The sequence below is a fragment of the Streptomyces jumonjinensis genome (genome assembly GCF_009600885.1).
Classification (GTDB): Bacteria; Actinomycetota; Actinomycetes; order Streptomycetales; family Streptomycetaceae; genus Streptomyces; species Streptomyces jumonjinensis.
In genome coordinates, this window is record NZ_VCLA01000121.1 from 56,943 (window position 1) to 74,842 (window position 17,900).

The window sequence follows — 17,900 nt, forward strand, 5'->3', positions numbered from 1 at the left end:
TCCAGGGATGAGGGGTGGTGAGGGTGGTGAAGGAGGTTTATCGATACGACCTCACGCTTGAGGGGGAAACGTCGTCCGACGGGCGGTTCGCCGGAGTTCCGCTGGGCAATTCTGAGGTCGCGACGTCGTCACCAGAATCCGGGACTGTCGGCCGACTGCCCGGGGAGCAAGCCGCACTCGCGCACGTCCGGTTCATGGAGGAAAGACATGGCTAGCATCCGTACCGCCCGCGTTCTCGCCGTCGCCGCCGCACTGCCCCTCACGGTCGCGCTTCTCTCGGGTGTCGCCGCGGCCGACAACGGCGTCTTCGCGGACAACGGATCGAGCGCGACGGTGGCGGCGATCGTCGGCGGGGGCGTCAACGGCCTGGGCGACTCGTCCACCATCCAGCAGGTGGCGACCACGCCCGGCGCGGCCAATGTGAACAACTCCGGCTTCACCGTGTTCGACCAGGACAGTCACACCGTGAATTTCACGCCTCTGTGGTTCTGAGGGCCGGCCCGATGGGGGGTTGAGCGGGGGGCGGGCGACAGCCCGCGCGGTGGCACTCTCACGTGCCGTCGCGCGGGCCGTCGCGCGTTGTCGACCTTGACAGGGACAGTATTTCTGACGGACAGTCAGAAAACTGTCCCTGGGGGTACCGGGAGGAGGCGGGGATGAGCGACCCGTCGGAGGACCTTCTCAAGAGGCTGAAGGAGTACGAGGGCCAGGCGGCGAACGTCGCGGGCATCGGCAAGGACCTGGTCAACGAGCCCATGATCCGGCACTGGTGCGAGGCGATGGGGGATGCGAACCCGGCCTACCGGGGGCCGGACGCCATCGCGCCGCCGACGATGCTCCAGGCGTGGACGATGGGCGGTCTCTCCGGGCATACGGACCGTGCAGCCGCCTGGGACGGGCTGTTCGCGCTGCTCGACGCGGCGGGGTGCACCTCGGTGGTCGCGACCGACTGCGAGCAGGAGTATCTGCGGCCCCTGCGGCCCAGGGACCGGATCACCTTCGACACGGTGATCGAGTCGGTGTCGGACCGCAAGACCACCGCGCTGGGCACGGGCCACTTCGTGACCACGCGAATGGATATCCGGGCGAACGGGGAGCCGGCCGGGACCCATCGCTTCCGCATCCTGAAATACGCGCCTGCCGCGCCTGCCGCGCCTGCCATGCCTGCTGTCGCTGCCGTCTCTGCCGCGCCTGTCGTCTCTGCCGCCTCGGCTGAGGCCGCCGCGCCTGCTGAGGCGGATGGGACTTCGAAGCCACGGCCGAGGCGGCCCCGCCCCGTCGTCAACCGGGACAACGCCGGATTCTGGGCGGGGGTGGCCGCGCACCGGCTGCTGATCCAGCGCTGCTCGGGGTGCGGCACATCGCGTTTCCCCTGGCTCCCGGGGTGCGGTACGTGCGGATCGGCCGAGTGGGACGCCTTCGAGGCGAGCGGCGAGGGAACCGTCTACTCCTATGTCGTGATGCACCACCCGCCCTTCCCGGCCTTCGATCCGCCGTACGCGGTCGGTCTGATCGAGCTGGCCGAGGGCGTGCGGATGGTCGCCGATGTGACCGGAGTGCCGTACGACAAGGTGCGGATCGGCATGCCGGTGAGGCTGGAGTTCCTCCGGGTGGACGAGGAGTGGGAAGTGCCGGTCTTCCGTGTGGAGCCGGGCCCGGCCCCGGTCGGCAGCCAGGCCAGCGGCCAGATCGGCGCAGCCGCTGAGGGCGGGGGCTGACCATGGAGACCTCCCCCGCCGGACCCCCGGTGCGCCCCGGCGATGAGCTGCCGCCGCTGGAGATCCCCATCACCCGCACCCTGATCGTCGCCGGAGCGGTGGCCTCCCGCGACTACCAGGACGTCCACCATGACGCGGAGCTGGCCCGCCAGAAGGGCTCCCCCGATGTCTTTATGAACATCCTGACGACGAACGGCCTGGTCGGGCGGTACATCACGGACTTCTTCGGGGAGCGCGCGATGCTCCGCAAGGTCGCGATACGGCTGGGCGCCCCCAACTATCCCGGGGACACGATGGTGTTGCGCGGCACGGTCGTCTCCGTAGCGGATTCGGCCGGGGGCCCGGCCGGGGGCCCGGCCGATGGCCCGGCCGGGGGCCGGACCGTGGACGTACGCATCACCGGCGTCAACGGCGCCCGTAACCATGTCACCGGCACCGTGACGGTCACCCTCCCGGAGCCGCCGGAGCCGCCGGAGCCGCCGGGTTCGCCGGGTTCGCCGGGTTCGCCGGTGGCCCCCACGCCCCCCGCGCCCCCGGAGGTCACCCCATGAGCATCCGCCGCAAGGACACCCTCGGAGGCCGGGCCGCCGTCGTCGGGATCGGGGCGACGGAGTTCTCCAAGGACTCCGGGCGCAGCGAGCTGAAGCTGGCCGTGGAGGCCGTGCACGCCGCCCTCGACGACGCCGGCCTCTCCCCCGCCGATGTCGACGGTCTCGTCACCTTCACCATGGACACCAGCCCCGAAATCACCGTCGCCCAAGCCGCCGGCATCGGCGAGCTGTCCTTCTTCTCCCGGGTCCACTACGGCGGCGGCGCGGCCTGCGCCACCGTGCAGCAGGCCGCTCTCGCCGTCGCCACGGGCCTGGCCGACGTGGTCGTCTGCTACCGGGCGTTCAACGAGCGGTCGGGGCGGCGCTTCGGCTCCGGGGTGCAGCGCCGGGAGCCCTCGGCCGAAGGGGCGGCGCTCGGCTGGAATCTGCCGTCCGGGCTGCTCACCCCGGCCTCCTGGGCGGCGATGGCGGCCCAGCGCTATCTGTACGCGTACGGTCTGACGCCTGAGGCGTTCGGCCATGCCGCGGTCACCGCCCGCCGGTACGCGGCCCGTAACCCCGCCGCGTACTTCCACGGCCGTCCGATCACCCTCGCCGACCACGCCGCGTCCCGCTGGATCGCCGAACCGCTGCGGCTGCTCGACTGCTGCCAGGAGACCGACGGCGGCCAGGCCCTCGTCGTCACCGGGCTGGAGCGGGCCCGGGAGCTGGCCCGCCCGCCCGCGGTGATCACCGCCGCCGCGCAGGGCGCGGGCCGGGCCCAGGAGCAGATGACCAGCTTCTACCGCGACGATCTGACCGGGCTGCCCGAGATGGGGGTGGTCGCCCGGCAGCTCTGGCGGACCTCGGGTCTCGCCCCCGCCGATATCGACGTCGCGATCCTCTACGACCACTTCACTCCCTTCGTGCTGATGCAGCTGGAGGAGTTCGGCTTCTGCGCACCGGGTGAGGCTGCGGACTTCCTCGCCGGGGAGGCGCTCCCGCTGAACACCCATGGGGGGCAGCTCGGCGAGGCGTATCTGCACGGGATGAACGGCATCGCGGAGGCCGTCCGCCAGATCCGCGGCACCTCGGTGAACCAGCTGCCGGGTGCGGCCAGGACCCTGGTCACGGCGGGCGCGGGCGTTCCCACGTCCGGGTTGATCCTGGGCGCGGACGGCTGAGCGGAGGGCCGCAGCGCTGGCCGAAGGCCCCGGCCCGCCGTTCACTCGGGCCATGCGCACCCGCCCCCGGGCCCAGGCCGCCGCGGCCCTCGTCCTCACCGTGCTGCTCGGCCTGCCCGATCTGCTGCTGACCCCCTCCGCCGGGGCCGGCCGGGCGGGCACCCCGGTGACCGGCGCCGGCTTCCCCGACACCACCGCGGACACCGATGTGACCTTCCGCGGTCTGGCGTTCGACATCTGCCGGGCGCCGTCGCTCGCCGTGATGAGCGCCTGGCGGAAGGCGTCCCCGTACGGAGCGGTCGGCGTGCCCTACGCGGGCCGGGGGCGGGCCTGCCCCGATCAGCCGCATCTCACCAGGCGCTGGGTCGCCGAGGTGCACCGGATGGGCTGGCGGGTGCTGCCGGTCTTCGTCGGCTCCCAGCCCCCGTGCGCCCATGACCCCCGCCCCGCGTCCGGCGCCTCTCCGGAATCGCCGGGTGTCTCCCCGGGGTCGCCGGGCACCCGCCGTCCCGTGCCCGGCGCCTCCCCGGGGGCGCCCGGCACCCCGCCGAAGACGCCCATCGGCGGCGCCCCCGCCGTCCAGGGCGGACGGGAAGGAGAGGAGGCCGTGCGCACGGCGGGCGCGCTCGGCATGGACCGGGGGAGCGCCCTTTATCTCAGCCTGAAGTCGTACGACCTGGACGACGCCTCCTGCGTCCGCACCACGCTCGACTTCGTCCGCGCCTGGAACCGTGAGGTACGCCGACAGGGCTATGTCCCCGGTCTGCACAGCGACGCCGACGCGGGGGTGCTCCATATGGAGCGGGCCCGCCGGGCCGGGACCGGCGATCTGCCCTCCGCGCTCTGGTTCGTCCGATGGAACCGCAGGCCATCGCTCTATGACGAGGCGGCGCTCCATCCGTACGCCTGGCGGGTCAAACGGCGTATCCACCAGTACGCAGGAGAGATCACCGAGGAGTACGGCGGCCATCGGCTGACCATCGGGCGGAGCATGGCCGACGCCCCCGTGGCCCGGGTCCGTATCTGAGCGGACCAGGACTTCACCCGGGCGGAGGCGCGATCCGGCCCCTAGGGGACGTCATCGCTTCTGAGGGTCCTCTCCACCTACAGGAGGTGGGGCCGGCATCAGCCGTACAACCTGAGGGGGACATGGCTTCAGGCCCTCCGGGCGATCCACGCGAGCGGTACCCGCTCCTAGCGTTGGGGCCATGACCACGCCAGTCTGCACAACCGCTTCGAGGGCTGCCCTGCCGGTGCCTCCGTCGTACGGGGCCGACGCGCGATACGCGCCTCATGCTCGCTATACGTCGTTCTCGTCGTATGTACGGGCGCGGGGGCCCGTGCTGCTGCGCACCGCCCGCTCGCTCACCGCCAACCCGTGCGACGCGGAGGATCTGCTCCAGACCGCGCTCACCAAGACCTATGTCGCGTGGGAGCGGATCGAGGACCACCGGGCGCTCGACGGCTATGTGCGCCGGGCGCTGCTCAACACCCGTACCTCGCAGTGGCGCAAGCGCAAGGTGGACGAGTTCGCCTGCGACGAGCTGCCGGAGCCGGAGAGCGTGCCCGCCCCCGACCCCGCCGAGCAGCAGGTGCTGCACGACGCGATGTGGCGGGCCGTGATGAAGCTGCCGGACCGGCAGCGGGCGATGGTCGTGCTGCGCTACTACGAGGATCTGAGCGAGGCCCAGACCGCCGAGGTGCTCGGGGTGTCGGTCGGCACCGTCAAGAGCGCGGTCTCCCGCGCGCTCGGCAAGCTCCGGGCGGACCCGGAACTGGCCCCGGTCCGTTAGGTCCCCGGCCCCCGGCCCGGCTCGACAGTCCCGGCCCGGCCCGGCCCGCCGTCTCCGCCGTCTCCGCCGTCTCCGCCCCCCTGGCCCCGCCCGACCGGCCATTTCCGGGCGCGCTTCGGAATCTTCCGCCGAATCGCCCTCCCCCGGGTAGTGACATACCACGTGGTATGTGCGCAGAATCGGCACACCCCTACTGCCACGTAGCGCCAGCGCCCACCGGGAGGACGCCGTGCTGAGCACCATGCAGGATGTACCGCTGACCGTGTCCCGCATCCTGAGGCACGGGATGACGATCCACGGGAAATCCCTGATCACCACCTGGACCGGGCAGGAGGCTCCGCACCGCCGCACCTTCGCCGAGGCCGGTGAGCGGGCGACCCGGCTGGCCCGCGCCCTCCGCGATGAACTCGGCATCGACGGCGATCAGCGGGTCGCCACCCTGATGTGGAACAACGCCGAGCACGTCGAGGCGTACTTCGCGATCCCGTCCATGGGCGCCGTACTGCATACGCTCAACCTCCGCCTCCCCGCCGAACAGCTGGTCTGGATCGTCAACCACGCCGCCGACCGCGTCGTCATCGTCAACGGCACCCTCCTCCCGCTCCTCGCGCCGCTCCTGCCCCATCTGCCCACGATCGAGCACATCGTCGTCTCGGGCCCCGGCGACCGCGCGCTGCTCGCCGACAGCGACGCCCAGGTGCATGAGTACGAGGAGTTGATAGCGGCCCACCCGGCCGAGTTCGACTGGCCCGAGCTGGACGAACGGTCCGCCGCCGCGATGTGCTACACCTCCGGCACCACCGGCGACCCCAAGGGCGTGGTCTACTCCCACCGTTCGATCTATCTGCACTCCATGCAGGTGAACATGCGGGAGTCGATGGGACTCGACGACCGGGACACCGCGCTGGTGGTGGTGCCGCAGTTCCATGTCAACGCCTGGGGCCTGCCCCACGCCGTCTTCATGACCGGCATCGGTCTGCTGATGCCGGACCGATTCCTCCAGCCCGCCCCCCTCGCCGAGATGATCGAGCGCGAGCGGCCCAGCTATGCCGCCGCCGTGCCCACCATCTGGCAGGGGCTGCTGGCGGAGGTCACCGCCAACCCCCGTGACATCTCCTCCATGAAGAACGTCACCATCGGCGGCGCGGCCTGTCCGCCCGCGCTGATGGACGCGTACGACAAGCTCGGCGTACGGCTCTGCCATGCCTGGGGCATGACCGAGACCTCCCCGCTCGGCACGATGGCGCACCCCCCGGCCGGGCTCGCCCAGGAGGAGGAGCGGTCCTACCGCCTCACCCAGGGACGGCTGCCGACCGGGGTCGAGGCCCGGCTGGCCGGCCCGACGGGCGAGATTCTGCCGTGGGACGGGAGGTCCGCCGGTGAGCTGGAGGTACGCGGTCCCTGGATCGCGGGGGCGTACTACGGCGGCGCGGGCGGCGAGGAGCTGCGGCCCGCGGACAAGTTCAGCGCGGACGGCTGGCTGAAGACCGGCGACGTGGGAGTCATCGCCCCGGACGGCTATCTCACGCTCACCGACCGGGCCAAGGACGTCATCAAGTCCGGCGGCGAATGGATCTCCAGCGTCGAGCTGGAGAACGCCCTGATGGCCCACCCCGAGGTGGCCGAGGCCGCCGTGGTCGCGGTCCCCGACGAGAAGTGGGGCGAGCGCCCGCTCGCCACGGTCGTCCTCAAGGACGGCGCGAGCGCCGATTACGAGAAGCTCAGGGCGTTTCTCGCCGAGCGGATCGCCAAGTGGCAGCTGCCGGAGCGGTGGGCGGTGGTTCCGGCGGTGCCGAAGACGAGCGTGGGGAAGTTCGACAAGAAGGTGATCCGCAAGCAGTACGCGGACGGTGAGCTGGATGTGACCAGCCTGTAGGCCGCCGGCCGGGCCGGCCGGTTCTGCCCCGATGAGCGGGGCCGGCCGGCCGGCCCCGCTCATCGGGACCGGCCGCCCGGCTAGTTCGTTCCGATCTTGGCCAGCAGATCGACTATGCGCGACTGCACCTCGCTGCTGGTGGAGCGCTCCGCGAGGAAGAGCACCGTCTCGCCGGAGGAGAGCCGGGGCAGATCGGCCCGGTTGAGACCGGCCGAGGTGTAGACGACCAGCGGAGTACGGTTCAGCCGGCCGTTCGCCCGGAGCCAGTCGATGATCCCGGCCCTGCGGCGGCGTACCTGCATCAGATCCATCACCACCAGGTTCGGCCGCGTCTGCGCGGCGAGCGTGACGGCGTCGGTGTCCGCGCCCGCCCGTGCGACCTGCATACCGCGCCGCTCCAGCGTGTCGGTGAGGGCCAGCGCGATCTCCTCGTGCTCCTCGATCAGCAGCACGCGGGACGGATGCTGTTCGCTGTCCCTCGGGGCCAGCGCCTTCAGCAGGATGGCCGGGTCCGCGCCATAGGCGGCCTCCCGGGTGGCCTGGCCGAGACCGGCCGTCACCAGCACCGGGACCTCGGCCGCCACGGCGGCCTGACGCAGGGACTGGAGTGCGGTACGGGTGATGGGCCCGGTCAGCGGGTCGACGAAGAGCGCCGCCGGGAACGCGGCGATCTGCGCGTCGACCTCCTCCCGCGAGTGCACGACGACGGGACGGTAGCCCCGGTCGCTCAGCGCCTGCTGGGTGGAGACGTCGGGCGCGGGCCAGACCAGCAGCCTGCGCGGGTTGTCCAGGGGCTCCGGGGGCAGTTCGTCGTCCACCGGCCTCGGCAGCGGCTGATTGGTCACCTCCACCGCGCCGCCGGGACCGTCGAGCGGCTCGGGGCCCTCCGCGCCCTCGTCGGGTGCGCCTATGGCGTACGCACGGCCCTCGGCCCGGTCGGCGGGGAGCCGGGACCCCGGCTGCGGCACGGCCTGGGGGTGCGGCCGGGCGGCCGGTTCGGGCCGCTCGCCCTCGGGCGGTGTGGCGAGTTTGCGTCGTCGGCCGGAACCGGAGTTCGCCTGACCCTGGCCCTGCTTCTCGGTGAGCGGCTGAGCGAGCGGCGTGCCCTGTCCGAGCGTACGCACGCTGAACGCGCGTCCCTGCGAGGCGTCGGCCGGCAGCGGAACGGCCGGTGGCACCGGGGCCTCGGCGGGCAGCGGACCGGGGACGCCGGGGGGCGTGTCGAGGTCGGGCAGCGGCAGGGAGACCGAGCCGGTGGCCGGCCCATCGGCCGGATGCATGGCGAGGGGACGCCGCTCCGGGGCGGTCTCGTCCCGTGTCCCGTCCCGTGTCCCGTCCCGTGTCCCGTCCCGTGCGGGGGCGGGCTGACCGGTGGAGTTGTCGGCGGGGTGGGCCCGGCGGCGGCCGGTCGGCAGCGGGTGGGGCTGGGGCGGGGTGTGGTGGTGGTCGACGCCCGGCTCGGTCCGTACGAGATCGTGCCGGCCCGGCAGCGAGGCGTCGGCGGCGGCCGGTCCCGGCGACGGGATCCGGTCGGCCTCGGCGGGCGGCAGCGCGAACGCCGTACGCCCGGACTCCGCCTCATCGGCGGGCGCGGGCGCGAGCACCCGCCGGGCCCGCCGCCCGGCGGCGGAACCGGCTGGAGCCATGGCCTCGGCGGGCACGGGACCCGGACCCGGGGGCACGGGGACCGCGGCGGGGAGCTCGGGCATCCCGCTGTGGGGCGGCGCGGCGTGGGGCGCGGTCTGGGGCTGGGGCAGTCCTCGCGGGGGGACCGCCTGGGGGGCGCTCTGGGCGGGCAGCCCCTGCGGGGGGGCGGCCTGGGGAGGCACGCTCTGGTTCAGTACGCCCTGCGGAGGAACACTCTGGTTCAGCATGCCCTGGGGAGGCACGCCCTGGCCCGGCATGCCCTGCGGAGGCACCGCCTGGCCGAGCGCCGGACGCCCGGCCGCGCCTTCCGCGGCCGTGACCACGGCCCCTTCGGAGGGCTGGACGCCGGCCGGGGCCGGGAGCGTGACGGACTCCTCGGCGGGGCTCGGCCGCCCGCGCCGCCGGCCGGTGCCGCCGACGCCGCCGCCCAGGGTCTGCCCCGGGTCCTGCGCCCCGATCAGCTCGTCCGGCTGCTCGCCGTGAGCGGTCGCCCTGCGCCGCCCGGTCGGCTGAGGACCCGGCTGGGGGCCCGGCTGAGGGCCTGGCTGAGAACCCGGCTGGGGGCTCGGCGGAACGTCCGGCCGCGCGGTCTGCCGTACGGCCACACCGGTGGAGCCCTGAGCCGGTACCGAGCTCTCCAGGAAGGCGTCCGTGGATCCGCGCCGCGCCCGCCGCCGGCCGGCCTCCGCGGTCTCCACGGCCTCAGCGGCCCCTGCGCCTGCGATCTCAGCGGCCTTGTGGGGCCCCGTCGGCTGCGCGGGCAGCGCGACAGAACCGGTCTGCCCGGAGTCGCCGCCGTCGGGCGCGTCGGAGCTCATCGCACTGGCGGAGCTCATCGCGCTCGCGGAGCTGACCGAGTCGGACCGGTTCACCGCTTCGGAGGAACCCGCCGGACGGGCGGGACCCGCGGCGGGGACGGGCATGGGAGAGATGGCGGGAGGACCGGCGGGGGCGCCGACCGGACCACCGGCGGGCACGGCCCCCGCGCCCGAGCCGAGCGGCACCTCCAGTACGTACGCGCTGCCGCTCATCCCGGGCACCTCGTGCGTCTGGAGCACCCCGCCGTGCGCCTGGACGATTCCGCGCACGATCGGCTCGTGCACCGGGTCCCCGCCGGCGAACGGCCCGCGCACCTCGATGCGTACGACCTGACCGCGCTGTGCCGCAGCGACCACGACCGTGGAGTCGACATGGCCGCCGCCGTCGGGCAGCAGCCGGGCCTTTCCGGTGGAGTCGACCCCGGCCACATCGGCGGCCAGATGCGCGAGGGCCGTCGCCAGCCGCGCTCCGTCCACCTCGGCCTCGATCGCGGGGGCGTGCACGGCGAACTGGGCCCGCCCGGGCCCGATCAGCTCGACCGCCCCCTCGATCCCGGCGGCCACGACCGCGTCGAGCAGCACCTTGGTCTTGGCGAGCCGCTCACGGCCGGTGTCGAGGCGCTGGAAGCCGAGGACATTGTCGATGAGCGTGGTCATCCGGGCGTATCCGGCGGCCAGATGGTGCAGGATCTGGTTGGCCTCGGGCCACAGCTGCCCCGCGGGGTCGGCGGCGAGCGTGCCCAGTTCCGTACGGAGCTCCTCCAGCGGCCCGCGCAGGGACTCCCTGAGCACGGCGGTCAGCTGGTCGTGCCGGGCGGTCAGTTCGAGATGGCGCTCGTCGCGCTCCTCGATCTCGACGCTGTACCGCTCCGACCGGTCGGCCAGCTCGGCGGTGAAGCGCTCATCGGCCTCGGCGAGTTCGGCGGTGAAGCGTTCGACCGTCTCGGCGAGCTCGGCGGCGTGCTTCCGGGCCAGCTCCTCGCCGGGCCGCCGGTCGGTGAAGGTCATCACCGCGCCGACGAGCTGGTCCCCGTCCCGTACCGGCGCGGTGGTGAGGTCGACCGGCACCCGTGAGCCGTTCTTCGCCCACAGCACCTGCCCGCGCACCCGGTGCTTGCGCCCGGACCGCAGGGTGTCCGCGAGCGGCGACTCGGGGTACGGGAAGGGCTTGCCGTCCTCGCGCGAGTGCAGGATCAGCGGGTGCAGCTCCTGGCCGCCGAGGTCGCTGGCGCGGAACCCGAGGATCTGCGCGGCGGCCGGGTTGACCAGCACGACGCGACCCTCGGTGTCCGTGCCGACCACGCCTTCGGCGGCGGCCCGCAGAATCATCTCGGTCTGCCGCTGGGAGCGCGCCAGTTCGGCTTCGGTGTCCATCGTTCCGGACAGATCGCGCACGACGAGCATGAGCAACTCGTCGCCGGTGTAGTTGTTGTACGAGTCGTACGCCTCGCGCCCGTCCTCAAGGCTGGCGCTGGTGACCTCGACGGGGAACTCGCCGCCGTCCGTACGCCGGGCGATCATCCGGGTGGGCTTGGTACGGCCGCGCTCGTCGGCGGCCTCGGGGCTCCGCATGGAGCCGGGGATCAGCCGGGAGTCGAACGCGGGCAGCAGATCGAGCAGCCCGCGTCCGACCAGGGCGGTGCCGGGGGTCTCGAAGAGTTCGAGCGCGATGGAGTTCGCGTTGACGACCGTGCCGTTGCAATTGACGAGCACCAGCCCGTCAGGAAGGGCATCGAGTATGGCTGCGAGGCGAGCAGCGCCTCGGGATGGCCTGCTGCTCACGACGACCGTTCCTCCCTGACCAACTGCATGTAGCGGACGGCCGGCCCCATCTTGCCCCTCGGAACTCAGCCTGTCACTGAAGGGAGTCTAAGGGTTGACGGTGTGCCGGGGGCTGCGGATGAGGGGGAGCTCATACCGAGGCCCTGTGTAGGTGTGATGACCATGAACTCTATGACCTGGTGCTGGGAAGTACCGGCTCCATGGTCTGCCAGCGGGAAATCTCGCAGCCGTCGCTGCGGGTGAAGGTGGCGTCCACCGGGCGGCCGTGCCAGGTTCCGGTCACCCGGGCGGTGGCGGGACCGCCGGACTGCTGGGTGCACATCCGGTCCGCGGGGACGGGGGCGAAGGGGTTCTCGCCCTCCCGGGCCAGCTGGTCCAGCCTGGCGCAGGCGCTCTCGGCGGCGGGGTGGGTGCCGCCGGCCGGGTCGCACTCCAGCTCGTACCGGCCGTCGGTGCGGGCGTTGCCGGTCTCGGAGACGACGACGGTGAGCCGGTCGCGTTCCTGGTGCTGCCCCTGGTGCTGCCCGGCCGTGGACAGCAGCGGCAGCGGGAAGGGCAGGGTCAGGGCCCCGGCGGGGGTCACGGCCGCGCCGAGGGCGGCGGCGGAGGCGGAGACGGTGAGAACGATGCGGCGCAGCAGCATGGGTGCTCCTGGGGCTCGAAGCGGTTGTCTGAGGGAGTGGAGCTGAGCCGTGGCGGCCCCGGCGATTCCGCCGGGGCCCGGCCCGGGGCCGGGCGGAATCCCGTACCCCTACCGCTTCTAACGCTCCGCGCGGGCGTCCGTTGCGCAACCGGACCCCCGCCGAACGGCGGCGGCCCTCCCCGCCGCGCCCGGGCACGCGAGCGCGGCAAGATCCGAACGTGAGGTCCCAGGGGCTTTGCTCTGTGGGCCGGGGGCCTAGTACCGTGGTCAGCGATTGGTGACACCGCGCTCGTCTGTGTCATCATCTGCACACACCACGCGCTCGCGCGGGTGTGCTGGAGGCGTCGCCTAGTCCGGTCTATGGCGCCGCACTGCTAATGCGGTTTGGGCCTTAAAGCCCATCGAGGGTTCAAATCCCTCCGCCTCCGCCAGCTAGATCACGAAAGCCCCGGCCAGTCGGCCGGGGCTTTCGTGCATCGTGGGCAGATCCATCGCCCACTCCCGCTCTCTGTGGCGTTTCCGCAGGTCAGAGGGGGTGTGCCCAATGGATTTCGCCTGACGGCGCAGGTCATGTAATGTTGTTCCCGCAACGCCGACCGGGAAGAAAAGCCCGGAAAGCCAAGCACTCGTAGCTTAACGGATAGAGCATCTGACTACGGATCAGAAGGTTGCAGGTTCGAATCCTGCCGAGTGCACATCGCCGAAAGGCCCCCGGAGATCATCCGGGGGCCTTTCGCGTTCCCCCGACTCACCCGCCGCTTTCGGTCACCCTGCCGCTGGGCGCGGCGCATGCGGAGCGCCGGTCACTCAGGCCACGCCTTGTCGAGGACGAAGGAGACCACGGTCCCGCCATGCTCGCTCCGGTCGACGGCCCAGCTGTCCGAGAGCGCGTCGACCAGCCAGAGACCTCGGCCGTGTTCGTCCCCGCCGGCCGCGTGAAGCATGCGGACGCTCGCGGGGTGGCCGGGGCTGTGAACCCGCACATGGAGCGATCGCTCCTCGCGGCGCCAGTCGACGCGTACGCGCCATTCCTCTTCGGCCTCGGCGTAGGAGACGGCATTGGTGACCAGCTCGGAGAGCATCAGGAGGCAGTCGTCCAGTGAGCATTCCGGTTGGTGCCGGGTGATGAGCTTGCGGAACCAGCGCCGGGCCAGGGGCACGGACTCCGCCACCGGGTAGAGGGTCATCGCGCCGAGCTGTTCGCTGTCCACGGCGGCGTCGCCCTGGTCGCTCGTACGGTCGTGCATATGCGCCTGCTCCTCCCGCTTGCCGGTGCCGTCGCTGTCGAGGCACCGCCGTTTGGCTGTCGCGCGGGTACGGCCGTTCGCGGCGGCGCCCGCCAGGGCCGGGCGGGAGTCGATGTGTTTCCAGCCCCTGCCCACGGCACGCCGGACAGGCGGAGCCCGATCCGGCTTCCGGTCGCTGGTCACTCACGTCGCGCCCGCCCCCTTCCAGTAAGTGGCCTTAGCCACTTACTGGATAGTGGCATTGGCCACTTCGATTGGCAAGCCGCTCGGCGAGCAGCAGGCGGCGACTCACGCCAACGGGTAGCCCTGTTCGAAGGCCCAGCGGCCGGGCGGGTAGGTGGCCTCGGCGAACTCAAGCGGATGGTCCTGCAAGTCGTATACGACGTGATGGACGATCAGCACCGGTGAGGAGGGCGGCAGCCGGAGGTCGGCGGCTTCGTCCTCGGTCGCGGTCCTCGCGCACATGCGGTCCTCGGCGTAGCTGCCCTGGCGGCCCGTCATGCTCTCGACGTACATGAGGGTGCCTTCCTGGATGCGCTCCGGATCCCGGAGCTTCGGCGCGCGCTGGCCGATATCAGGGCCGAACCAGGAGGTGGAGATGGTGATGGGGCCGCTCTCGTCGTTGGTCACGCGTCGGCGGTGCACGGCGCGCCGGTCCTTGGCAAGCCCCAGCGCCTCGGCCACATGATCGGGGGCGTCCATCCAGCCGGCCGAGGTGATGACCGCGTACTCACCGGGCGTGTAGATCTTCCCGGTCTGCCGGGCCCGGCCGTACAGCTCCCGCGCACGGCGGTTGACCTCAAGGCTGCGGACGTACGTGCCGGATCCCTGGCGCTTCTCCACGAAGCCCTGCTGTCTCAGTGCCTCAAGGGAGCGAGCGGCGGTAGGCCGCGAGACCTTCCAGTCCTGGGCGAGCTGCCGCTCGGACGGTACCTCGTCGCCGGGCCGCAGATCACCGCGCAGGATCTGATCGCGGATGTAGTGCGCGATCTGCAAATACTTGGGCTGGGCCTCTTCGATCTGCGGCACCGCAGTCTCCTCACAAGTGGCTAAGTCCTCTTGCCACTATAGGGTGGCAGTCAATCGATCACCTCGTACGCTGTGCGAGTGACACGGTTGATCGTGGCAGCCGGAGGCGGGGGCGACGCAGTCGCCGCCTCGATGGTGGACGCCGCCTTGTACGGCGATGAGAGACCGGCCGTGATCTTCACGTACGCGTGGGACCGACTCCTCATCGACCCGGTGCCCGGACCCCGGGGACCGGCCGACTTCACCGGTCTGCGTCTCCTGACTCCCGGGGTCTTCGCGATCACCGCCGAGGCCGAGCCCATCGTGCCCGCCGGCTCCACGCTGCCACGGCTCGCGCGGGAGCTTCCCCAGACACTGGCGCTGATCGATCCGCGCCACGGCGTCCAGGGCGTCACCCGCCAGCTCGAAGCCCTGATCCAGCACCTGGCTCCGGAGTCGATCGACCTCGTCGATGTCGGCGGCGACATCCTGGCCCGGGGAGACGAGCCCACCCTCCGCAGCCCTCTCGCCGATGCGCTCACCCTTGCCGCCTGCTGCCGGGTCGACGCCCCCGTACGACTCCTGATCGCCGGGCCCGGCCTGGACGGCGAACTCCCCGCCGGGGAACTCCGCGGCCTCCTCGGCCGGAACGTCCTCACCCTGGCCCCTGCGCACATCGAACCGATCGCCCACGTCCTGGAATGGCACCCGTCCGAGGCGACCGCCCTGCTCGCGGCCACCGCCCGGGACATCCGGGGCCTCTGCGAGATCCGGGACGCCGGCCTGCCCGTCCCCCTCACCGACGAGGGCCCCACGGTCCACGAAGCCGACCTGAACGATGCCATCGGCCGCAACCGACTGGCCCGCGCCATCGCCTCCACCACGAGCCTTGCTGACGCCGAGCGGCTCAGCCGCGAGATCTGCGGCTTCTCCGAGATCGACTACGAACGCGACAAAGCCACCCGGCTCCGCACCCAACCGGTACGAGAACTCGACCCCAGCACCGCACTCGCCCAGGTCGCCGACTTCGAACACCAGGCCCGCGCCCGAGGCATCAGCCACACCACCTTCCGCCGCCTCACCGAAGCGCTCGGCCTCGACGGCGCCCAACGCGAACGCCTCAGAGCCCTGCTGATCGCCAGCTGCCCGGAGCGGTACGTCGCTCCGCTCTGGCACATCTCACCGAGAGCCTGAGCAACAACTTTCCTTACAGCTCACCGGTACGGCGGGAGGAATGCTCCACCTCAGCATTCACCACGACGACTCGTGCCCCGTTCTCGCCGACACCGTGAGCGCTCTCCCCGACGCCCTCCGCGCTGCCACCAACACCCCACCACCAACCGCCGGCTGATCCGGTTCCACCCCCGCCCACATGTGAGAACAGCCCCCGCCCCGGACCCCGCGAGCCCTACGCGGACCCCTCCCGGAAGGCTCGCAACCCGACACAACCGAGCCCCGCCACTCCGAAGCAGGGTGTGGGGCCCGGCGGCGTGTTCCCGCCGGGGCGTAGCTCGATCGGGGGAATCGCCACCGTCTCCGCCTTCTCTCCCGCGGTCTGCGCGTAGGAGATGCTGTTATGGCACTCGGAGACCGGCACCAGAAGAAGGACGTGGAGGCTGCCCTCAAGCGCGCGGAGGCGGCCGGACTCAAGGTGACGCACAAGAGAAACGGCCACACGTGGGGGCTCGTCATCTGCTGTCCCTGCAACAAGAGCCACCGGGTGAACTGCACCCCCAGGAACGCAGGCGATGAGGCGAACAAGATTGACAACTTCACCAAGCACCACGGTGGCCATGCGTAAGTGGTATTTCACCCTGCATCTTCAAGAGCCGCTGACCGAAGAGCAGTCGAACACCCTGGATCACCTCGACCGCTTCAACGACGGGCGGATTGGCCTGATCGAAGGACCGGGCACAGCCGAGTTCATTTGCATCTTTGAGGCCGGGGCTCTGACCGATGCCATCGCGGAAGCGCTCGGCTTCTTCGAGGACTTCCCCGGAGTCCTGATTCGCAGTGTCGAACTGGACTGGATCGCACTGGAAGAGAACGGCATGGCGACGCCGGCCGTGGTTCCCGCACCGCCCCGGTAGGAGCAGCCCCTCCGACGGCGTGACAGCAGACAGCCCCGCTCCCTCATACAAGGGCGGTTTCTAGCGATCGTTACAGGGCGGCAGAGCGTGCAATGGCCACCAGGCCGGCGAACGCGTCGGCGGAGACCATGATGCCACCCACCCTGCGGGCCCTCCGCATGAAGAACCATAGGTGCGCTCTCAAAGGTCAGCAGTGTGAACGGCTTGCTCGTGACGGGTGCGGCCTTGAAGGGGAGGAGTTGAAGTGAGACGTTTGGTCCGGAGGAGCTCGGGGCGCTGCCGATGCACCCCACACAGCGGCTCCGGATCCACCACTTTCTGGAGCACCGGGAACGGCCGTATCTCGGCTGAGCCCGGCGGTATCTGGTCATGCGCCGGAAGGTGCCCGGTTCGAGGGCAGGGATTCGGACACCGCCCCCACGTGCGCGGCTCCCCTCTCACCCGCTGGTTCACTGGGGTGAGGGCCCCTTCGGGGCGGCCGGAATGTGTTGTACCGGACCGGCTTGTGACCGCTTGCTCCGGTACTCTCGCGGTTTTCGGTCACAACTGTGCGCCCGGAGGTGCGTATGGCATGGCGGTGCTCCGGGATCGGATGGCCACAGGAAGCGCGGATGGCCGTTCTGCGGTGGGAGGGCGGGCGGGTCAGCCCCCTGCTCGCCGGGAAGGCGCTCGGGTTCCGCGCGGAGGGCGTGCGGCAGTGCGTCGGGGCGCGCGGGAACCTCTGTCCGCTCGGGGCCGTCGTGCCCGGGCGGGTCACACAGGCGCGCTGCCCCGAGTGCGCCCGGCTGGATCGCGCCCACTCCGTCGCCGCTGACACCATCGCCGACGATCCGCGTGTCTACCGTGTCTATCTCGCCTGGTTCGGCCCCGGGATGACCAAGGCCGGGATCACCGCCGAGGAGCGCGGCTCCGCCCGGCTGCTGGAGCAGGGCGCGGTCGCGTTCAGCTGGCTGGGGCGCGGGCCTCTGATGGCGGCCCGGCGGACCGAGGAAGTGCTGCGGAGCGCGCTCGGCATCCCGGACCGGATTCCCTACGCGGACAAGCGGGCCGTACGCGCCCGGCTGCCCGCGACGGCCGGGGAGCGGGCCGCCGAGATCGAGGCGCTGCACGGGCGGGCCCTCGCGCTCGACGGGTGGGCACAGACGCTGGAGCCCCTCGGCTTCGACGCCGTCGACCACGCCGGGCGGTTCGGCTTGGAGGGGCTGCCTCCGGCCACCGCTGTCGTACGCGAACTCGTCCACGACGGCGCGGTCGCCGGGACCCTCCTCGCCGTCGCCGGGCCCGATCTCCATCTGCGGACCGCGGACGGTGAGATCGTCGTCCTCGACACCCGGCTGATGTCCGGCTGGTCTCTGGTGGGGGCCGACGCCGGAGCGGGGGTCTCCGTGCCGACCGCCGGGCTCGGTGTGGGCACCGGGGGAGGGGTGCAGGACGGGCTCTTCTGACCGGCGGCGGGCCGTGGGAACCCCGGTGGCGGGCCGCGGGGGCCCCAGTGGCGGGCCGCGGGGGCCCGGGATCCCGGGGAGCCGAAGCGCCGTCCGTCACGGGAAGCCCCGCACCGGGG

Annotated in this window: 15 protein-coding genes, 2 tRNA genes and 2 pseudogenes; 14 read left to right on the plus strand and 5 right to left on the minus strand. The window is 72.0% G+C overall.

Annotated features, from left to right (window positions below; translation table 11 throughout):
* The first annotated feature begins 207 nt into the window (after positions 1-207).
* From FF041_RS14465 to FF041_RS14495, 7 genes are all read left to right on the plus strand, one after another.
* Positions 208-492, plus strand: a complete 285-nt coding sequence (locus tag FF041_RS14465; RefSeq protein ID WP_153484891.1) for a hypothetical protein — start codon at positions 208-210, stop codon at positions 490-492.
* 164 nt (positions 493-656) lie between these two features.
* The gene (locus tag FF041_RS14470) at positions 657-1,718 is read left to right on the plus strand and encodes a bifunctional MaoC family dehydratase N-terminal/OB-fold nucleic acid binding domain-containing protein (RefSeq protein ID WP_153523222.1); all 1,062 of its coding nucleotides are present in this window, start codon (positions 657-659) and stop codon (positions 1,716-1,718) included.
* 2 nt (positions 1,719-1,720) lie between these two features.
* Complete coding sequence (locus FF041_RS14475) at positions 1,721-2,269, plus strand: MaoC/PaaZ C-terminal domain-containing protein (RefSeq protein WP_153523223.1); 549 nt, start codon at positions 1,721-1,723, stop codon at positions 2,267-2,269.
* Positions 2,266-3,432: a lipid-transfer protein gene (locus FF041_RS14480; RefSeq protein WP_153523224.1), complete on the plus strand. Its 1,167-nt coding sequence runs from the start codon at positions 2,266-2,268 to the stop codon at positions 3,430-3,432. Before FF041_RS14475 ends, FF041_RS14480 begins: the two co-directional genes overlap by 4 nt.
* Before the next feature lie 52 nt (positions 3,433-3,484).
* Positions 3,485-4,459, plus strand: a complete 975-nt coding sequence (locus FF041_RS14485; protein WP_153523225.1) for a DUF1906 domain-containing protein — start codon at positions 3,485-3,487, stop codon at positions 4,457-4,459.
* 181 nt (positions 4,460-4,640) lie between these two features.
* Positions 4,641-5,225, plus strand: a complete 585-nt coding sequence (locus FF041_RS14490) for a SigE family RNA polymerase sigma factor (protein ID WP_153523226.1) — start codon at positions 4,641-4,643, stop codon at positions 5,223-5,225.
* A 229-nt stretch (positions 5,226-5,454) separates the two neighbouring features.
* Positions 5,455-7,101 carry a long-chain fatty acid--CoA ligase gene (locus tag FF041_RS14495; protein ID WP_323391861.1) on the plus strand — a complete coding sequence of 549 codons (1,647 nt, stop codon included), beginning with the start codon at positions 5,455-5,457 and terminating at the stop codon, positions 7,099-7,101.
* Positions 7,102-7,181: 80 nt separating this feature from the next.
* On the opposite strand, the gene FF041_RS14500 is transcribed toward FF041_RS14495, so the two are convergent.
* Together FF041_RS14500 and FF041_RS14505 are read right to left on the minus strand one after the other, a co-directional pair.
* Positions 7,182-11,348 carry a PAS domain-containing protein gene (locus FF041_RS14500; RefSeq protein WP_323391862.1) on the minus strand — a complete coding sequence of 1,389 codons (4,167 nt, stop codon included), beginning with the start codon at positions 11,346-11,348 and terminating at the stop codon, positions 7,182-7,184.
* A 169-nt stretch (positions 11,349-11,517) separates the two neighbouring features.
* The gene (locus FF041_RS14505) at positions 11,518-11,988 is read right to left on the minus strand and encodes an SSI family serine proteinase inhibitor (protein ID WP_153523257.1); all 471 of its coding nucleotides are present in this window, start codon (positions 11,986-11,988) and stop codon (positions 11,518-11,520) included.
* A gap of 340 nt (positions 11,989-12,328) precedes the next feature.
* Between FF041_RS14505 and FF041_RS14510 the strand changes: the two genes are divergently transcribed.
* Both FF041_RS14510 and FF041_RS14515 read left to right on the plus strand, forming a co-directional pair.
* Positions 12,329-12,422, plus strand: a tRNA-Ser gene (locus FF041_RS14510).
* Between the two features lie 191 nt (positions 12,423-12,613).
* Positions 12,614-12,686 (plus strand) — tRNA-Arg (locus FF041_RS14515).
* Positions 12,687-12,794: 108 nt separating this feature from the next.
* Here the strand turns inward: FF041_RS14515 and FF041_RS14520 are convergent.
* Positions 12,795-13,373, minus strand: a complete 579-nt coding sequence (locus tag FF041_RS14520; protein WP_323391863.1) for an ATP-binding protein — start codon at positions 13,371-13,373, stop codon at positions 12,795-12,797.
* A gap of 153 nt (positions 13,374-13,526) precedes the next feature.
* On the minus strand, positions 13,527-14,267 hold the full coding sequence (locus FF041_RS14525) for a GntR family transcriptional regulator (RefSeq protein WP_323391864.1): 741 nt from the start codon (positions 14,265-14,267) through the stop codon (positions 13,527-13,529).
* 78 nt (positions 14,268-14,345) lie between these two features.
* On the opposite strand from FF041_RS14525, the gene FF041_RS14530 reads away from it, so the two are divergent.
* The 3 genes from FF041_RS14530 to FF041_RS14540 all read left to right on the plus strand — a co-directional run bounded on the left by FF041_RS14530 (position 14,346) and on the right by FF041_RS14540 (position 16,336).
* Entirely contained in the window at positions 14,346-15,440 is a 1,095-nt protein-coding gene (locus FF041_RS14530; RefSeq protein ID WP_323391865.1) for a DUF1152 domain-containing protein, read from the plus strand.
* Between the two features lie 382 nt (positions 15,441-15,822).
* Complete coding sequence (locus FF041_RS14535) at positions 15,823-16,047, plus strand: hypothetical protein (RefSeq protein ID WP_153523228.1); 225 nt, start codon at positions 15,823-15,825, stop codon at positions 16,045-16,047.
* Positions 15,995-16,336, plus strand: coding sequence for a hypothetical protein (locus tag FF041_RS14540; RefSeq protein ID WP_194292036.1), 342 nt, complete (start codon positions 15,995-15,997; stop codon positions 16,334-16,336). The genes FF041_RS14535 and FF041_RS14540 overlap by 53 nt, the downstream gene beginning before the upstream one ends.
* A 170-nt stretch (positions 16,337-16,506) precedes the next feature.
* Here FF041_RS14540 and FF041_RS40330 read toward each other — a convergent pair.
* A pseudogene (locus FF041_RS40330) lies at positions 16,507-16,629 on the minus strand (hypothetical protein); the annotation flags it as partial.
* On the opposite strand from FF041_RS40330, the pseudogene FF041_RS38985 reads away from it, so the two are divergent.
* Both FF041_RS38985 and FF041_RS14550 read left to right on the plus strand, forming a co-directional pair.
* Positions 16,595-16,687: pseudogene (locus tag FF041_RS38985) on the plus strand (DNA mismatch repair protein MutT); the annotation flags it as partial. The pseudogenes FF041_RS40330 and FF041_RS38985 sit on opposite strands and share 35 nt — an antisense overlap.
* Before the next feature lie 215 nt (positions 16,688-16,902).
* Positions 16,903-17,781, plus strand: a complete 879-nt coding sequence (locus FF041_RS14550; protein ID WP_153523230.1) for a DUF2797 domain-containing protein — start codon at positions 16,903-16,905, stop codon at positions 17,779-17,781.
* Positions 17,782-17,900: the final 119 nt, after the last annotated feature.

Bases quoted from the DNA above. Each gene is read 5' to 3' on its own strand.
- FF041_RS14540 (WP_194292036.1), top strand. From the start codon at position 15,995: ATGAGGCGAACAAGATTGACAACTTCACCAAGCACCACGGTGGCCATG.
- FF041_RS14535 (WP_153523228.1), top strand. From the start codon at position 15,823: ATGGCACTCGGAGACCGGCACCAGAAGAAGGACGTGGAGGCTGCCCTC.
- FF041_RS14480 (WP_153523224.1), top strand. From the start codon at position 2,266: ATGAGCATCCGCCGCAAGGACACCCTCGGAGGCCGGGCCGCCGTCGTC.
- FF041_RS14490 (WP_153523226.1), top strand. From the start codon at position 4,641: ATGACCACGCCAGTCTGCACAACCGCTTCGAGGGCTGCCCTGCCGGTG.
- FF041_RS14470 (WP_153523222.1), top strand. From the start codon at position 657: ATGAGCGACCCGTCGGAGGACCTTCTCAAGAGGCTGAAGGAGTACGAG.
- FF041_RS14550 (WP_153523230.1), top strand. From the start codon at position 16,903: ATGGCATGGCGGTGCTCCGGGATCGGATGGCCACAGGAAGCGCGGATG.
- FF041_RS14485 (WP_153523225.1), top strand. From the start codon at position 3,485: ATGCGCACCCGCCCCCGGGCCCAGGCCGCCGCGGCCCTCGTCCTCACC.
- FF041_RS14475 (WP_153523223.1), top strand. From the start codon at position 1,721: ATGGAGACCTCCCCCGCCGGACCCCCGGTGCGCCCCGGCGATGAGCTG.
- FF041_RS14465 (WP_153484891.1), top strand. From the start codon at position 208: ATGGCTAGCATCCGTACCGCCCGCGTTCTCGCCGTCGCCGCCGCACTG.